This is a genomic window from Enterococcus sp. DIV1314a (assembly GCF_051713805.1).
GTDB lineage: Bacteria > Bacillota > Bacilli > Lactobacillales > Enterococcaceae > Enterococcus_I > Enterococcus_I aquimarinus.
This window is the reverse complement of the sequence record NZ_JBIOQP010000001.1, coordinates 1,993,270-2,008,859: the sequence shown is the minus strand read 5'-3', so window position 1 is coordinate 2,008,859 and position 15,590 is coordinate 1,993,270. Positions and strand designations below refer to the sequence as shown.

The window sequence follows — 15,590 nt, the reverse complement described above, 5'->3', positions numbered from 1 at the left end:
ATCCCAAATAGCGTGAGTTGCTATTTGGGATTTTCGAAAGGAAGTTTACGATGTTTAAAGGTGTACTATTTGATTTAGATGGTGTTATTACGGATACCGCAGAATATCATTACCATGCATGGAAGAAATTAGCCGATGGACTTGGCATCTCGATTGATCGAGCGTTCAACGAATCGTTAAAAGGTGTCAGCCGTGAAGATTCACTGCGTTTAATTCTTGCACACGGAAAACAACAAGCAGAGATTCCTGCAGCACAATTTGCCCAACTTGCTAAAGAAAAAAACGATCATTATGTTGAACTGATCGAACGATTTTCCGAAAAAGATATTTATCCTGGTATTTTATCACTACTCCAAACATTAAAAGAAAATAAGATTAAGATTGCCCTTGCTTCTGCAAGTAAAAATGGACCAATGCTTTTAGAAAAAATGGGACTGACCTCGCTTTTTGACGCCATTGCAGATCCCGCAGCTGTGGCTAGCGGCAAACCCGCTCCCGATATTTTCCTAGAAGCAGCCAGACTTATTGATGTTCCTATTACAGAATGTCTTGGAATCGAAGACGCCCTTGCAGGCATTCAAGCGATTAAAGCGAGCGGTGCAACGCCCGTTGGTGTGGGCCGCGCGGAAGATTTAGGTGACGATATTCCATTAGTTCCTTCAACCGAAGCCTTAACGTTTGATTACCTTAAAGACGTGTGGGAAAACCGTTGAGTCCGATCGTTTCGGTTCACCATGACCCTCAAACAAAAATCGATTTTATTACGTTAAGCAATGACTGTTTGTCGGCGACGTTTCTTAATTTCGGCGCTCGCTTCTATGCGTTTTTCACGCCTGACAAATATGGAAAATCAGAAAATATTTGTTTAAGCTTAGCAACGCCGCAAGATATCTTAAATGATCCGGCCCAATTTGGCGCGTTTATCGGACCTGTTGCCGGTCGTATAAAAGAGGCACGATGGCAAGACGTTCATCTGGAGAAAAATCACGGATCGCATCATATCCACGGTGGCAGCCAAGGTTGGTCGAATCAGTTTTGGGAATATGCGTTTACGACAACAGATGGACATGCAGAAGTCACTTTTTCTTTAAACGATGAGCATTCGGGTTATCCAGGACCAATTGCCGTTAAAACGACTTACACGCTCACAACAAAAGCGGTCATCATGAAAACCACTTGTACAACAAAGAAGAAAACGATTGTCAATCCAACAAATCATGTTTATTTTAATCTTTCAGGAAATACCAAAGAAGATATCACGAAGCATCAGCTACAAATTCAAGCTGCTGAAAGACTGGAATTAGACGGCGAACAACTTCCTACGGGAAAAATGCTACCCGTCAAAGGTACTGGATATGATTTCCAAGAACCAACCTTCCTTGACGAAGTACTCACGACACTAGAAAACGGGCTTGATGATGCGTATTGCTTAAAGCAGATACAACCTGCCATCGTTCTCACCCATCCCACGAGTGGCCGTCAACTAAGGATTCATACCAATCGCCAAGCAGTCGTCGTCTTTTCGACTACGGGTTTTGATTTACCACTCCCATTAAGCGAGCAACAAACCATGCGTTCACAATTAGGGATTGCTTTAGAAACACAAGAGCTTCCCGATGTGATCAACCATCCTCATTTCGGCGCAATCGAACTTTTGCCAGGGGAACAAAAAGTCTTTCAAACGACTTATGAAATTGAGTTGCAACACGATTAACAAACAAACCCCCAACAACGCGATGAACACTCGTTGTTGGGGGTTTGTTTTGATTCTCTCTGTCATGTGGTATTGACGTAATCTCGCCACTTATGCAGCAGTTTGTTACGTTTACATTTACATCAAAAAATCGAGACATCACTTGTCTTTATGGCATCATTCATTATTTTCTAAATAATCAATCGCATCTTTTACTGTTTTTACCGGAACAAGAACCATTTCAGTATCGAGTTCTTCTAATACTTGTTTCGCTTCTTCATAATTCGATAAAATTCCTGGATACTCTTCTTTCATCTCAGCCGTGATTTCATCATCAGGTGCAAAGAAGATATCAATTCCTGCGGCTACCGCACCGGCGATTTTCTTGTCAATCCCACCAATTCGACCGATTGTTCCATCTAAGTTCATCGTTCCTGTCCCTGCAATATCACGACCTTGGCGTAAATCATTGCCTGTTAATTGGTCATAAATTTGGAGAGTAAACATCATCCCAGCAGACGGTCCCCCGATATTTTCAACATGAAACTCAATTGATTCATCGGAAGAAATGGCCGTATGATCGATTAACGTAATCCCTATACCTGCTTTTTTATTGGTTGGCAGTTCCATTAATTCACCCGTCGCTTCTTTTTCTGCACCATCATGTAAAAACGTAATCGTCACCGTATCCCCGACTTTTTGACTTTGGACATATTCCATGAACTCAGGCGAACTTTCAAATTGTTTCCCATCGACTTTTGTGACCGTATCGCCAATACTAATTTGATGATAAAAATTCGAATTAGGATCAACATTCATCACATAAACGCCTTTAAATTCAAACTCAAACGGTTTATTTGCGAGGGTTAACGCTTGTTCAATGGCACTATTTTGGGAAGATTCCATATAATATTGTTGCATTTGATTATACTCTTCTCCTGTTGCATCGCCAAATAATTCTTTTTCACTTAATAAATCGGCAAACGGCTCAAACTTCGATTTAAGCGCCTGAAAGACCGTCGCCTGATAAATCGCCACAGAGGTCAACGAGTACGATCCCTCAGCCTCATCTTGCTCGCCATTGATCGTTACTAACTCATTCAAATGCGTCGGAACTCCTGGACGTTCGATATAATACGGAATTGGCACAAGAATGCTTGCAGCTACAATTATTGCTAAGATCGTTAAGAGTATCGGCTTGACCGATCGTTTATTTTTATTCATTCATCTCACGCTTCTTTTCCATCATCATTTGATAGACGTTTTCGGGTAGATAGGCTTTAACATCGCCTCCAAATAACATCACTTCTTTAATTAAACTCGAGCTAATATGGCTGTACTGTGACGTTGCAAGCAAAAAGATGGTTTCAATTTCCTCATCTAAATGTTGATTCATCTCCATAATTTCTCTTTCATACTCGTAATCTTTCACACTACGAATCCCACGTAATAAAAATTGTGCCCCTAAGCGTTTCGCCGCTGTCACAGTTAATTCTGTTTCTTGCGAGACAACCGTCACATTGGGGATCGCTGCCACTGCATCGGTTACCAGTTGGACCTTTTCTTCGGTGGTAAAAAACGATTGCTTTTGACTATTAATAAAGACACCGACAATTAATTCATCGACTAACTTTGCCCCGCGACGAATCGTTTCTAAATGTCCCATCGTAAAGGGATCAAAACTTCCTGGAAATAACGCAATTTTTTTCAAAATCATTCCTCGTTTCTATAAATGGTCACAGCAGACAAACCATAGACTTGATGACGGGTTTGCTGTAACGTCCCAATCGTTTCGGGCAAGACAATTTTTTTATCCGTTTCACAGACGATTCGCGCATCTTTTGTTAAGAGTCCTAGTTTCAGCATTTGAGTGAGTTGATCGACGATTGCTTGGTCAGCATACGGCGGATCTAAAAACACAAGATCAAAGACGTTTTGCTCAGCTGCAAATCGATGCAGCAACTTATTTGCATCGCCTTTAACTGCAGCAAATTTATTTGGTTCTTTCGTAATCGCAATGTTTTCTTGAATGACTTTGATTGCTTGGTAATGACGGTCCACACATATCGCATAGTCCATCCCTCTTGAGACAGCTTCAATTGCTAAACTTCCACTGCCTGAAAAAAGATCAAGCACCATACCACCATCAAAATACGGGCCAATCATATTAAAAATCGATTCTTTTACTTTATCACTCGTGGGTCTTGTATTGTCACCATTCAGACTTTTTAATTTTCGACCACGATAATTACCAGATATTACGCGCATATTTTCACTCCTACAGAAATAAACCACTTTTTCTTCTTAAACAGTGTAGCGATGACAAAATTTCGAGCATCTACTCCGCTGTTGCTAAGAGGAAAAAGTGGTATTTATCTTTTATTCACTTACAGATGTTCGGCTAAGCGGATTTCAGGTATTTGTACATCACTTTCAAAATCAGGTTCATCTTCCTCTTGAAAAGCAGCTTTCGTGCCAATTTTATCCGCAAAATTCATTTCGATATCTGGTCGATGAGAAACATCTACTTCCCGGACAAAATGAAGTTTATTGATTTTTTCAAGTGTCGCTTCGACATCTTCCTCGTTGACATACAGTACAACATATTTCATTTTACTAGAAACAAAATGAATTAATCCAAAACGACGTAAATTTTTTAATTGTCGTAAACTATAGACCCAAACGATTAACCCTCTTCTTTTTTGTATCACAAACTCATCCATGATGACAACCTCCCCCACAACTTGATTTTGATTCAAAAAATGGATTCCCAGTATTGACAATCACTTTCTCTGAAAAAGTTGCAGCAACTTTTAAAATAATTTCATCTAAAATCCCTTGCAGTTGCGTTTCACTTAAGCGAAACTCCGCAACTTTCGGATGCAAATCTAAGGCTCGTTTCGTCTTTCTCAACGCACGTTGGCGCTCCCGATAATCTGGCGCATGTTTTCCGTAAGCACTGATTTTGTCAAATGCTTCTTTTTTGAGAGTGAAATCTTGACGGAGGGTTGCAACTTCTTGATCTTGATACATGTCGATTTTATTAAGAATGTACTGTTGAAAAGAAGTACTTTCAATCAGTCGCTCAACCACTCGTTGAACTTGATCTTCTATCGCAAAAAAATGATCATTATATATCAAGGCTGCTCACTACTTTCTGTCGGTTGATTGATTTCTTGAAATAAGACTAACATATTTTCTTTCGAAAAGGCAACACCAATTGCTTCGGACTCATCATAAAAAAGGCGGGATACGAGGTAAGGGTTACTATACCAAGATAATAGCGTAAAAATCGGATCATAAACTGGCATTTCAAAATGAGCAAATGTCTTCTCTTCATCCAGTTCTTCGACTAACGTTCGCACCTCTTGATTCGTGAGTACCCAATTTTGATTCAATTCTTGCCGCTGGATTCGTTGAAACGAACGCAAACGTTCGGTTGAAAGGTAATCTTCCTGATTAATTAAAAAGTCTGTCAAGAGCGCTTGGGTTTCTCGTTGCAAAGCAAGTGAAGTTGAATAGGCAGGAAAATCATAACTTCGTCTGAGTTGTTGCATTAAGTAACGACTCGTTTCACTTTTCTGATCATCAATAGTAATCCAATCAGCCGCCTTTTCCGCCACAAAAAATTGTGGTTGACCCTCTGTTAGCACATACGGCGCAAGCTTTAACAATGTTTCCGTATCTAAATACATCAAACTATAAAGACCACTCCGTTTGTCTTGATGATCAAAAAATAAAATGGCATAACTACCATTATCAAAAGCGACAAGTGGACGATAATTAATATCATCTTCCATCAATTCCAAACTATAGGTTTCTCCGCCATATTCAACACTTACAATCGGTGAAATAACCGTATAGGTCGTCAACTCTTCTAAGCTCATCTGATACTCAAAAGGGCCAATATCCATCGAGGTTTCTCCCAGCACTTTAATACTGGTGATTCGTTGATCGATCGTTGTAACTTCCATAAAGGCATCTGCATCCATTCGAAATTGATGACTGAAAAAACCAAATCCTGAATCGGTTACTGATTGCGCTTCTCCGTAGAGAGTGGTAAAAGCTTTCATCGGTTGTCCAATCCACTGCGCAATTCCTTGCGTTGGGATTGATTCAAGATTTAAAGAGGTAGGCGGTGGACTTTGTAGCGGGAGTTCTTGTCCATCATTCGGACTTATTTGATAAGACCAAATAGGTTCCATATAAACAATCACCAAACTGATTAGGAACAATCCGAAAAACAATAGTCCTCGTCGCATCAAGTTACGCGCCTCCTCTTCTTTCATTTTTTACTATTTTTCTTTTACTTCCATTAATAAATCACCTGAAGCAATTGGTTCCCCAGCTGACACATGGATGCGTTCAACGACGCCATCAAAACGAGCTTCAATCGCAGTCTCCATCTTCATCGCTTCCGTCACAAGTAGCGTTTCGCCACGTTTTACTTTATCCCCTTTGCTTACAAGGACTTCTAGCACAGAGCCTGACATGGTTGCTCCAATATGTTCTTTATTCGTCGGTTCTGCTTTGCGTTTCGCTTGAACCTGACTCTTAATTGAACTATCTTTGACTAACACTTCACGACGTTGACCATTTAAGTTAAAGAAGACGTTTCGGTTTCCTTCAATATCGGGTTCACCAATCTCATCTAAGCGAATAATTAATACTTTTCCTTTTTCGATTTCAACATCGATTCGCTCACCTAAACGCATGCCATAAAAGAATGTTGGTGTATCGAGTACTTTGACATCAGCAAAGCTTTCATACGCTTTGCGGTACGTTAAGAAGACTTCAGGGTACATTAAGTAACTTAACACTTCTTCTTTCTTCGGTTCATAGCCAATTAAATCGGTTAGTTCTTGTTTCACTTCTTCAAAGTCGATTGGCGCTGCTAGTGACCCAGGACGGACAGTATATGCTTCACGATCTTTTAAAATAATTTTTTGTAATTTCTCTGGGAAGCCACCAACTGGTTGACCTAAATCGCCACGGAATAAGCTAATCACGGAATCAGGGAAACTCATTTCATGTCCACGCGCATAAATATCTTCTTCAGTAATATCATTTTGTACCATAAAGAGTGCCATATCGCCGACAACTTTAGAAGAAGGCGTTACCTTCACAATATCACCAAACATCATATTCACTTCGCGGTACATATTTTTAATCTCATCCCAACGCTCGCCTAAACCAACTGCTTTGGCTTGTTGTTGCAAGTTCGAGTATTGACCACCTGGCATTTCATGTAAGTACACTTCTGTTTGTGGCGCATTTAAGCCATTTTCAAAAGGTGCGTAGTATTGACGAACATCTTCCCAATAATGATTCAATTTTTGAACTTTTTTAATGTCAACATCTGGAACACGATTTCCATTAACGAGTGCAAAATACAAACTACTTAAGCTTGGTTGACTCGTGTTACTACTCATCGCACTCATCGCCACGTCGACGATATCGACACCAGCTGTTACAGCTGCTGAATACGTAATAATCCCATTACCACTTGTATCGTGTGTATGTAAATGAATTGGAATATCAATCGCAGACTTCAATTCGCTGATTAAACGATAAGATGCTTGAGGCATTAATAATCCCGCCATATCTTTAATCGCAATCGTGTGAGCTCCTAGTGCTTGTAATTCTTTTGCCATATCGATGTAATATTGCACATTATATTTCGCACGACTTGGATCATTAATATCACCAGTATAACAAATCGCCGCTTCTGCAATCTTACCGGCATCACGAACCGCTTGAATACTTTTTTCCATTTGAGGAATCCAGTTTAAGCTATCGAAAATACGGAAAACGTCAATTCCTTGACTTGCTGCTTCATTAATAAATTCCACAATCACGTTATCTGGATAATTAGAATAACCAACCGCATTTGAACCACGGAATAACATTTGTAGTAACGTATTTGGCATTTTTTTACGTAGTAGTCGTAATCTTTCCCATGGATCTTCTGTTAGGAAGCGATAAGAGACATCAAATGTTGCGCCGCCCCACATTTCGCTTGAGAAAAGTTGTGGAATCGCTTGTTCTGTTTGAGTCGCAATTTTCGCAAAGTCCGTTGTCCGGACACGAGTTGCTAAAATACTTTGATGCGCGTCCCGGAATGTCGTATCCGTCAATAAGACATTTTTTTGTTCTTTAATCCACTCCGTTACTGCATCCGCACCTTTTGTATCTAAAATATTTTTAGCCGTCACGATAGAAGTCGGTAACGTCTCTAACACTTTTGGTACACGAGGTAAATCAAAATGTTTCTTGCGTTGTTTTTCGATACCCGGGAAGCCATTTACCGTAATCTCAGCAATATATTTCATCGTTTTGTTTCCGCGGTCTCTCGTCCGGGGGAACTCAAATAACTCAGGAGTCGTATCAATAAAGGTCGTTGCTGCATTTCCTGAACGGAATGTCGGATGTTTCACCACGTTACGCATAAACGGAATATTCGTTTCAACACCACGAATTCGGAATTCTTTTAAGCAACGTTCCATTTTACCAATGGCTTGTTCAAAGGTTGCGCCGTGCGTACATACTTTTACTAAGAGGGAATCAAAGTAAGGAGTAACGACTGCACCTGCGTAAGCATTTCCGACGTCTAATCGAACGCCAAAACCACCTGGTGAACGGTATGTATCAATTTTTCCAGTGTCTGGCATAAATTGATTTAAGGGGTCTTCCGTTGTGATCCGGCATTGAATTGCTGAACCTTCAAACGTTAATTTATCTTGTGTTGGAATCCCGATTTCTTTATGTAAGTCTTTGCCTTGCGCAATTAAAATTTGGCTTGTCACAATATCGATATCCGTAATCATTTCTGTGATGGTATGCTCTACTTGAACACGAGGATTTACTTCAATAAAGTAAAATTGATCGCCTTCAACTAAGAATTCTACCGTTCCAGCATTCACGTAACCAACATGACGCATTAATTGAACTGCCGCGTTACAAATTTCTGCACGTTGGTCATCGTCCATTGAAATACAAGGGGCAACTTCCACGACTTTTTGGTGACGACGTTGAACAGAACAATCACGTTCAAACAAATGAATCACATTACCATGAGCATCTCCTAAAATTTGAACTTCAATATGTTTTGGTTGCGCAATATATTTTTCAACATAGACTTCATCGCTACCAAAAGCGGCTTTTGCTTCACTTTTCGCGCGTTCGTAACCTTCTCTTGCTTCTTCTTCATTGTGGGCCACACGCATTCCACGTCCGCCACCACCAAGAGCCGCTTTAATCATAATCGGATAACCTGATTGATTCGCAAATGCTAAAATATCATCAACTGTTTCGATTGGATCTTCGGAACCCGGAATCGATTGGATGCCCGCTGCAATTGCCGCTTCTTTCGCTTTGATTTTGTCGCCGAAAATATCTAAATGATACGGTGTTGGACCGATGAAGATAATGCCTTCTTCTTCACAACGTTTAGCAAATTCTAAATTTTCTGATAGAAAACCGTAACCCGGGTGAATCGCTTCTGCCCCTGATTCTTTGGCAATTCGAATAATATCTTCAATATCTAAATAAGCATCAATCGGGCGTTTTCCTTTACCAACAACATACGCCTCATCTGCTTTAAAACGATGCACAGAATATTCATCTTCTTGTGCGTACACCGCTACTGTTTTAATATTTAACTCTGAACACGCTCGAAAGACTCGTGTTGCAATTTCTCCTCGGTTTGCGACTAATACTTTTTTCATCTAACCACTCCTCTTTTATCTTTAAATCAATTGATATTGTTTTCTTCTTTCATCCGCGCTGATATTTAATACAAAGCCGATACAAATCGAAAACATCAATAAGCTTGATCCACCCTGACTAATAAATGGGAACGTAATCCCCGTCAATGGAATGATTCCAGTAATGCCTCCTAAATTAACGAAGACTGAAACTAAAAATAATACGCCAATACCCAAACACATCATGCTATTAAACGGGTCATTTGCTCGTATGCCAATCAACAAAATACGGGCAATTAAATAAAAAAGCAGACCTAAAATAGCGATGGCGGCAATTAAACCTAACTCTTCCACGACAATTGCAAAAGCAAAATCGGTATGAGCAAACTTTAAAAAGCCATTTTTTTGAATACTGTTTCCTAAGCCACGTCCGAATAACCCGCCATTGAACATTGCGTAGTATCCTTGAATAAGCTGATGACCTAAATCATACTCATACTCAAAAGGATTACGGAAGGCCGCAAAGCGATCTGCAACGTGACCTGGGACTAACGCTTTCCCAATACCATTGACAAACCAAACTACAACCACACTACCTACCACGGATAGTGCACCTGTTAGGATAGTTAAGCGGAAATTGACACCACTTGTTAAAAGAACGACCATCACCAACAAAACGATAATCGCTGCATTCCCATAATCGGGGTAGATTCCTAATAGAATAATTTGAAACACGATAGCAGCAAGAGAACCTTTAATCGTATGAAACAATTGTCCCTCGTGCACATTGTTTTGATTATTAGACAAAATAACAGCTAAAAACCAAACAACAATGACTTTTAAAAACTCGGCTGGTTGAATCGTACCAACTCCGGGAATGGGAATCCATCCCCAGCTACCATTCACCTTATTAAAGAAAAAAGCAAGGATTAACAGCACGGTAATGATAACCATCGCCGTTATGACTAAACTTTTTTGCTTAATGAAATTTAATTTCATTTTATAAATAATCGTAATGACAATTAAACTGACAATCCAAAAGGCTAACTGCGAAATGGCACTCTTCGCCGTGTTTTCACCTATTACAAGTTGGACATAGGTCGTCGTACTATAGACCATCATCAGCCCGATGACACTAAGAATCAAGTAAGGAATTAAGATTCCTAAATCTAATAAATGATGCTTTTTTAGTTTCCCTGGCAAGGCTAAACCTCCTTACCTATTTCTTTTTCTTTTCTTTCGGAAAAGACTTCGTGATACATCCTGTCCAAATCACGTTCTAAATCACTCAATAATTGTTGACCTTCGGTATTTGTAATGGCTTCTAGAGAGATTGCAAAGGCAATCTGACGCGACAAACCATACATTTGCGTATCAACAACCTCTTCAAAGGCTTTACAGTGAGCGATACAAAGCGTATTTTTTTGATTTTTAATCAAAAGACGAATCCGATTTGCTTCTTCCTCGAGGATCGACCTCGCCTTATTTTCGGAAGATGATGTCATTTCAATACCCTCCTTTTATCTATTCGTTTCATTATTATAGCACAAACTTTTTGTTTATTCCTTGGAACTTTTCAAGAAAAATGATTTTTATCATTCGTGAAACAAAGATAAAATATGAAACAAATTTTTGCGTAATTACTAAATCCCGTTTTTCGAAAAGCTTGTCTATCAACCTTTCACTTAATTCTAAAAGAAGTTACCCACAAAAAAAGTTGAATGCTTGTTTTTCGCTATCGATTTCCCTCAAAAAACCGTGATGTTTCGCCCAGGCTAAAGCCGAACAATGCAAGCACGCGTCGCTTGTTTTTGTTTCATTCTTTCGTGATGATTGAAGACAACTTATCTACTAAGTAAATAATGACACATTCGCTTTCAATCATCACCAAAAAAGGCCTATAAAAAAGGAGAAAACCCTTGTGAGGTTCTCTCCTTTTTTATTTATTAAAGCATCAACTAGTTTATTCTGATTTTTTCTTTTTCTTCGTTGCTTTTTCACGTTCCGCTTTGTTTAAGATTTGTTTACGTAAACGGATGTTTTGTGGTGTTACTTCACAGTACTCATCTTCGTTTAAGAACTCTAATGATTCTTCTAACGTTAAACGACGTGGTTTTTTGATAACTGATGTTTGGTCTTTATTTGCTGAACGAACGTTCGACATTTGTTTCGCTTTTGTAATGTTAACAGTTAAGTCATTCTCACGAGAGTGTTCCCCAACGATCATGCCTTCGTACACTTCTGTTGTTGGCTCCACAAAAATGGTTCCACGTTCTTCAATACTCATAATAGAATATGTTGTCGCTTTACCAGTGTCAATCGATACTAAAGCTCCTTGACGACGTCCGCCTAATTGTTGTTGGATCATCGGTAAATATTGATCGAACGTGTGGTGGAAAATACCATAACCACGTGTCAATGATAAGAACTCTGTCGTATAACCGATTAAGCCACGAGCTGGCGCTAAGAAAATAATCCGTACTTGACCGTTTCCTGTATTAATCATATCTTGCATTTCTGCTTTACGATTTCCTAAAGATTCAATAACCGAACCTAAGTATTCTTCTGGCGTATCGATTTGAACACGTTCAAATGGTTCACATTTCACGCCATCAATTTCACGTTGAATCACTTCTGGACGAGAAACTTGTAATTCATAACCTTCACGACGCATGTTTTCAATTAAAATAGATAAGTGAAGTTCACCACGACCAGAAACAATCCAAGAATCCGGACCGATTGGTTCAATGCGTAGAGAAACGTCTGTTTGCAATTCTGCCATTAAACGATCTTCAATTTTACGAGACGTTACGAATTTTCCTTCACGACCAGCAAATGGTGAGTTATTAATAAGGAATGTCATTTGTAGTGTTGGTTCGTCAATATGTAAGATTGGAAGTGCTTCCTGATGGTCAGCCGGTGTAACGGTTTCCCCAACGAAGATATCTTCCATTCCTGAAACGGCAATTAAATCCCCTGCACTCGCTTCTTGAATTTCGACACGGTCGAATCCTAAGAAACCAAGTAATTTTGTGACGCGGAAGTTTTTCACAGTTCCGTCAAGTTTAATTAATGACACTTGATCGCCGACACGAATAGTTCCACGGAAAACGCGGCCAATTCCGATACGACCAACGTAGTCATTATAATCAAGTAATGATACTTGGAATTGTAATGGCTCATCGCTATTATCAATAGGCGCTGGGATATGTTCTAAAATAGTATCAAACACATGGCTCATTGTTTTTTCTTGGTCTTCTGGGTTATCAGATAAACTAGATGTACCGTTTAAAGCAGACGCATAAATCACTGGGAAATCTAATTGATCGTCTTCAGCACCTAGTTCGATAAATAATTCTAATACTTCATCGACAACATGAGCCGGACGCGCAGACGGTTTATCAATCTTATTGATAACGACGATTGGCGTAACTCCTTGTTCCAATGCTTTTTTTAATACGAAACGGGTTTGTGGCATTGTACCTTCATAAGAATCGACGACTAAAATAACACCGTCAACCATTTTCATGATTCGTTCAACTTCTCCACCAAAATCGGCATGTCCAGGGGTATCTAAGATATTAATACGAGCATCTTTATAGTCCACGGCGGTGTTTTTCGCTAAAATGGTAATTCCACGCTCTTGTTCAAGCGCGTTTGAATCCATTGATTTCGCTTCCCCGCGTTTATTTGCTAAATCTGATTGATTTAACAATTCATCCACGAGTGTTGTTTTTCCATGGTCTACGTGGGCAATAATCGCAACGTTGCGAAGGTTATTTCTGTATTTCAATTAAGTTTGCTCCTTTTTTCTTTTGGCATTACATTCGACGAGTAATTATAACAAAAAAACTTTCTGAAATATAGTGAAAAGTTTTCAAATTTGAAAAAAAAACAGATTATACCCACGGAAGATCAACTGAAAGCCCTTCCGACAGTTTTTTATGTGCTTCTCTTTCGATTAATCGGTGTTTGCGACGTTCTTCATAACCGGCACAAACTTTCATTTCTTCTTCTGTTTCTGGTAGGACTTGCGGTAGCACAAAGATTTTTTCTTCATTCATATGGGATGCAATTGCCACAAACGTCATAAAACTCGTTGCGGCCAAATAACGTTCTCCTGTAACGAGGTTTTCGCCAATGACTTTGACGAAGACTTCCATTGATTTGCGATGTACTCCCGAAATATAGGTCTCAATACACACGGAATGATTCGAATGAAGGGGTTTTAAAAAATTCAATTGATCTAATGAAGCAGTCACCGCACCTCTGCGGCAATGACGACTCACAGAAATCGATGCAGCATCATCGATTAACGTCATTAATTTTCCACCAAATAAAAAGCCAAAAGGATTTAAATCAAACGGGAAAATCCGGTGTGTTTGAATGACTCTTGAGTCGCGACAAAATTTTACCTCTGTCATCTTATCTCTCCTCCAACGATTATTTAGAGCGCTACATTTCATAATAAGCATTATAAAAACAGTAGTCAAGGAAAAACGTACGTCTTTGCCTTGACTACTGTTTACTTTAATATTTTCTAAAACGTTGGTATCTGGCTTCCAGGAGTTCCGGAAGCTCTTTACTGGAAAGTTCCTTCAACTTATAAATCAGATCAGCCTTCAAGCGTTTCACGATGGCTGCTTGCGTCAAGGGCTCGCCACGGAACGTCTCAGGAATGACACGTTCAATGACGCCCAATTCTTTTAATTCACGTGCCGTGATTTTCATCAACTCAGCAGCTTCTGCACTTCGACTACCGTCTTTCCATAAAATAGAAGCAAAGCCTTCAGGTGATAAAATCGCGTAAATCGAGTGTTCTAACATCCACACTTCATCGCCCAAAGCTAAGGCTAAGGCGCCACCACTACCGCCTTCTCCAATAATAATCGCAATAATTGGCACTTTCAAATCGGACATTTCGAGGAGATTCTTCGCGATTGCTTCACCCTCGCCACGTTCTTCTGCGCCAATCCCACAAAATGCACCAGCTGTATTGATAAACGTGATGACAGGCCGCTGAAACTTCTCTGCTTGTTTCATTAAGCGTAACGCCTTACGATACCCTTCCGGATGCGGTGAACCAAAGTTACGCCGTAAATTTTCGGGCAAATTCCGTCCTTTTTGAATCCCAATCACCGTCACGGGTTTATTGTCTAATAATGCGACGCCTCCAACGACAGCCTCATCGTCAGAAAATAAGCGATCACCATGAAATTCCTGGTACTCATCAAATATTTTTTCAAAATAATCCAAGGCAGTCAACCGATCCTTTGAACGCGCGATTTGAACAATTTCATGTGCTGTTCTAGTCATGATTTTTCCACCCTTTCATTGTGTGTATGTTGATTAGATCTAAAATCCGTTGTCGCAACTGGGTTCTAGGTACGATTTGATCGACAAAGCCATGTTCGAGTAAAAATTCCGCTTTTTGAAAGTCTTCTGGCAACTCTTGCTTAATCGTTTGTTCAATGACACGACGTCCGGCAAAACCGATTAATGCTTGCGGTTCAGCCAAAATAATATCGCCTTCCATCGCAAAACTAGCTGTCACACCGCCTGTTGTCGGATCCGTTAAGACCGTCAAATAAAACAAACCAGCTTGGTGATGACGTTTGACCGCCGCCGAGATTTTCGCCATTTGCATCAATGAAAAAATCCCTTCTTGCATCCGAGCCCCACCGGAAGCCGTAAAAATCACGACCGGTAGTTGTTGTTCGAGTGCTTTTTCAAAAAGACGCGTAATTTTTTCACCCACGATGGTTCCCATGCTTCCCATAATGAAATGTGAATCCATAATACCAAGCGCAATCGCGTGACTGCCAATCGTCGCTTCCCCCGTCAAAACAGCTTCGTGTAACCCTGTTTTTTCTTGCATCTGACTTACTTTCTCTAAGTAACCAGGGAAGTCTAATGGATCCTTTGTCTGAATATCCGTGTCCCATTCTGTAAAACTATTGTCATCCACCGTCAAGGCGAGTCGTTCCCGTGCCGTAATGCGAAAATTATAGCCACAGTTTGGACAAATCTTTTCAGCACCCATTTCTTTGGTGTACAAGGTATGTTTACAACTCGGACATTTCGCCCACATGTCATCCGGAACGAATGGCCCTTCTGTCGGTGTTTCATCGCGATTTGGACGAATTCGGATATAGTTTTTTTTCTTTTTAAATAAAGCCATAACACGACCT

The 15,590-nt window shown here is 39.9% G+C and carries 15 protein-coding genes; 2 read left to right on the top strand and 13 right to left on the bottom strand.

Annotation, left to right across the window (positions count from 1 at the left end; genetic code table 11):
• Positions 1-50 precede the first annotated feature (50 nt).
• Together pgmB and IGI68_RS09535 are read left to right on the top strand one after the other, a co-directional pair.
• Complete coding sequence (pgmB, locus tag IGI68_RS09540) at positions 51-713, top strand: beta-phosphoglucomutase (RefSeq protein WP_438732460.1); 663 nt, start codon at positions 51-53, stop codon at positions 711-713.
• Positions 710-1,714: an aldose epimerase family protein gene (locus IGI68_RS09535; RefSeq protein WP_438732458.1), complete on the top strand. Its 1,005-nt coding sequence runs from the start codon at positions 710-712 to the stop codon at positions 1,712-1,714. Before pgmB ends, IGI68_RS09535 begins: the two co-directional genes overlap by 4 nt.
• Positions 1,715-1,870: 156 nt before the next feature.
• On the opposite strand, the gene IGI68_RS09530 is transcribed toward IGI68_RS09535, so the two are convergent.
• The 13 genes from IGI68_RS09530 to accD form a co-directional block, all read right to left on the bottom strand.
• Positions 1,871-2,917 carry a SepM family pheromone-processing serine protease gene (locus tag IGI68_RS09530; RefSeq protein ID WP_438732456.1) on the bottom strand — a complete coding sequence of 349 codons (1,047 nt, stop codon included), beginning with the start codon at positions 2,915-2,917 and terminating at the stop codon, positions 1,871-1,873.
• Positions 2,910-3,404: a pantetheine-phosphate adenylyltransferase gene (gene coaD, locus IGI68_RS09525; protein ID WP_071873711.1), complete on the bottom strand. Its 495-nt coding sequence runs from the start codon at positions 3,402-3,404 to the stop codon at positions 2,910-2,912. Before coaD ends, IGI68_RS09530 begins: the two co-directional genes overlap by 8 nt.
• 2 nt (positions 3,405-3,406) lie before the next feature.
• Complete coding sequence (gene rsmD, locus IGI68_RS09520; RefSeq protein WP_438732454.1) at positions 3,407-3,961, bottom strand: 16S rRNA (guanine(966)-N(2))-methyltransferase RsmD; 555 nt, start codon at positions 3,959-3,961, stop codon at positions 3,407-3,409.
• Between the two features lie 119 nt (positions 3,962-4,080).
• Positions 4,081-4,416: a YlbG family protein gene (locus IGI68_RS09515; protein ID WP_071873709.1), complete on the bottom strand. Its 336-nt coding sequence runs from the start codon at positions 4,414-4,416 to the stop codon at positions 4,081-4,083.
• Entirely contained in the window at positions 4,409-4,834 is a 426-nt protein-coding gene (locus IGI68_RS09510; RefSeq protein WP_438732452.1) for a YlbF family regulator, read from the bottom strand. The genes IGI68_RS09515 and IGI68_RS09510 overlap by 8 nt, the downstream gene beginning before the upstream one ends.
• Positions 4,831-5,955 carry a CAP-associated domain-containing protein gene (locus tag IGI68_RS09505; protein WP_071873707.1) on the bottom strand — a complete coding sequence of 375 codons (1,125 nt, stop codon included), beginning with the start codon at positions 5,953-5,955 and terminating at the stop codon, positions 4,831-4,833. Before IGI68_RS09505 ends, IGI68_RS09510 begins: the two co-directional genes overlap by 4 nt.
• A 33-nt stretch (positions 5,956-5,988) precedes the next feature.
• Positions 5,989-9,420, bottom strand: a complete 3,432-nt coding sequence (locus tag IGI68_RS09500; RefSeq protein ID WP_438732449.1) for a pyruvate carboxylase — start codon at positions 9,418-9,420, stop codon at positions 5,989-5,991.
• Positions 9,421-9,441: 21 nt separating this feature from the next.
• Positions 9,442-10,602 carry an FtsW/RodA/SpoVE family cell cycle protein gene (locus IGI68_RS09495; protein WP_438732447.1) on the bottom strand — a complete coding sequence of 387 codons (1,161 nt, stop codon included), beginning with the start codon at positions 10,600-10,602 and terminating at the stop codon, positions 9,442-9,444.
• 2 nt (positions 10,603-10,604) lie between these two features.
• Positions 10,605-10,904, bottom strand: coding sequence for a DUF1507 family protein (locus IGI68_RS09490; RefSeq protein ID WP_071873704.1), 300 nt, complete (start codon positions 10,902-10,904; stop codon positions 10,605-10,607).
• Between the two features lie 458 nt (positions 10,905-11,362).
• Complete coding sequence (typA, locus tag IGI68_RS09485) at positions 11,363-13,192, bottom strand: translational GTPase TypA (protein ID WP_071873703.1); 1,830 nt, start codon at positions 13,190-13,192, stop codon at positions 11,363-11,365.
• A gap of 106 nt (positions 13,193-13,298) precedes the next feature.
• The gene (locus IGI68_RS09480) at positions 13,299-13,823 is read right to left on the bottom strand and encodes an acyl-CoA thioesterase (RefSeq protein ID WP_273230494.1); all 525 of its coding nucleotides are present in this window, start codon (positions 13,821-13,823) and stop codon (positions 13,299-13,301) included.
• A 106-nt stretch (positions 13,824-13,929) separates the two neighbouring features.
• On the bottom strand, positions 13,930-14,715 hold the full coding sequence (locus IGI68_RS09475; RefSeq protein ID WP_273230496.1) for an acetyl-CoA carboxylase carboxyl transferase subunit alpha: 786 nt from the start codon (positions 14,713-14,715) through the stop codon (positions 13,930-13,932).
• Positions 14,708-15,580: an acetyl-CoA carboxylase, carboxyltransferase subunit beta gene (gene accD / locus IGI68_RS09470; RefSeq protein WP_071873700.1), complete on the bottom strand. Its 873-nt coding sequence runs from the start codon at positions 15,578-15,580 to the stop codon at positions 14,708-14,710. The genes IGI68_RS09475 and accD overlap by 8 nt, the downstream gene beginning before the upstream one ends.
• Positions 15,581-15,590: the final 10 nt, after the last annotated feature.

Coding starts and splice junctions, on each gene's coding strand:
- pgmB (WP_438732460.1), top strand. CDS start 51: ATGTTTAAAGGTGTACTATTTGATTTAGATGGTGTTATTACGGATACC.
- IGI68_RS09530 (WP_438732456.1), bottom strand. CDS start 2,917: ATGAATAAAAATAAACGATCGGTCAAGCCGATACTCTTAACGATCTTA.
- rsmD (WP_438732454.1), bottom strand. CDS start 3,961: ATGCGCGTAATATCTGGTAATTATCGTGGTCGAAAATTAAAAAGTCTG.
- IGI68_RS09515 (WP_071873709.1), bottom strand. CDS start 4,416: ATGGATGAGTTTGTGATACAAAAAAGAAGAGGGTTAATCGTTTGGGTC.
- IGI68_RS09505 (WP_071873707.1), bottom strand. CDS start 5,955: ATGCGACGAGGACTATTGTTTTTCGGATTGTTCCTAATCAGTTTGGTG.
- IGI68_RS09500 (WP_438732449.1), bottom strand. CDS start 9,420: ATGAAAAAAGTATTAGTCGCAAACCGAGGAGAAATTGCAACACGAGTC.
- IGI68_RS09490 (WP_071873704.1), bottom strand. CDS start 10,904: ATGACATCATCTTCCGAAAATAAGGCGAGGTCGATCCTCGAGGAAGAA.
- IGI68_RS09480 (WP_273230494.1), bottom strand. CDS start 13,823: ATGACAGAGGTAAAATTTTGTCGCGACTCAAGAGTCATTCAAACACAC.
- IGI68_RS09475 (WP_273230496.1), bottom strand. CDS start 14,715: ATGACTAGAACAGCACATGAAATTGTTCAAATCGCGCGTTCAAAGGAT.
- accD (WP_071873700.1), bottom strand. CDS start 15,580: ATGGCTTTATTTAAAAAGAAAAAAAACTATATCCGAATTCGTCCAAAT.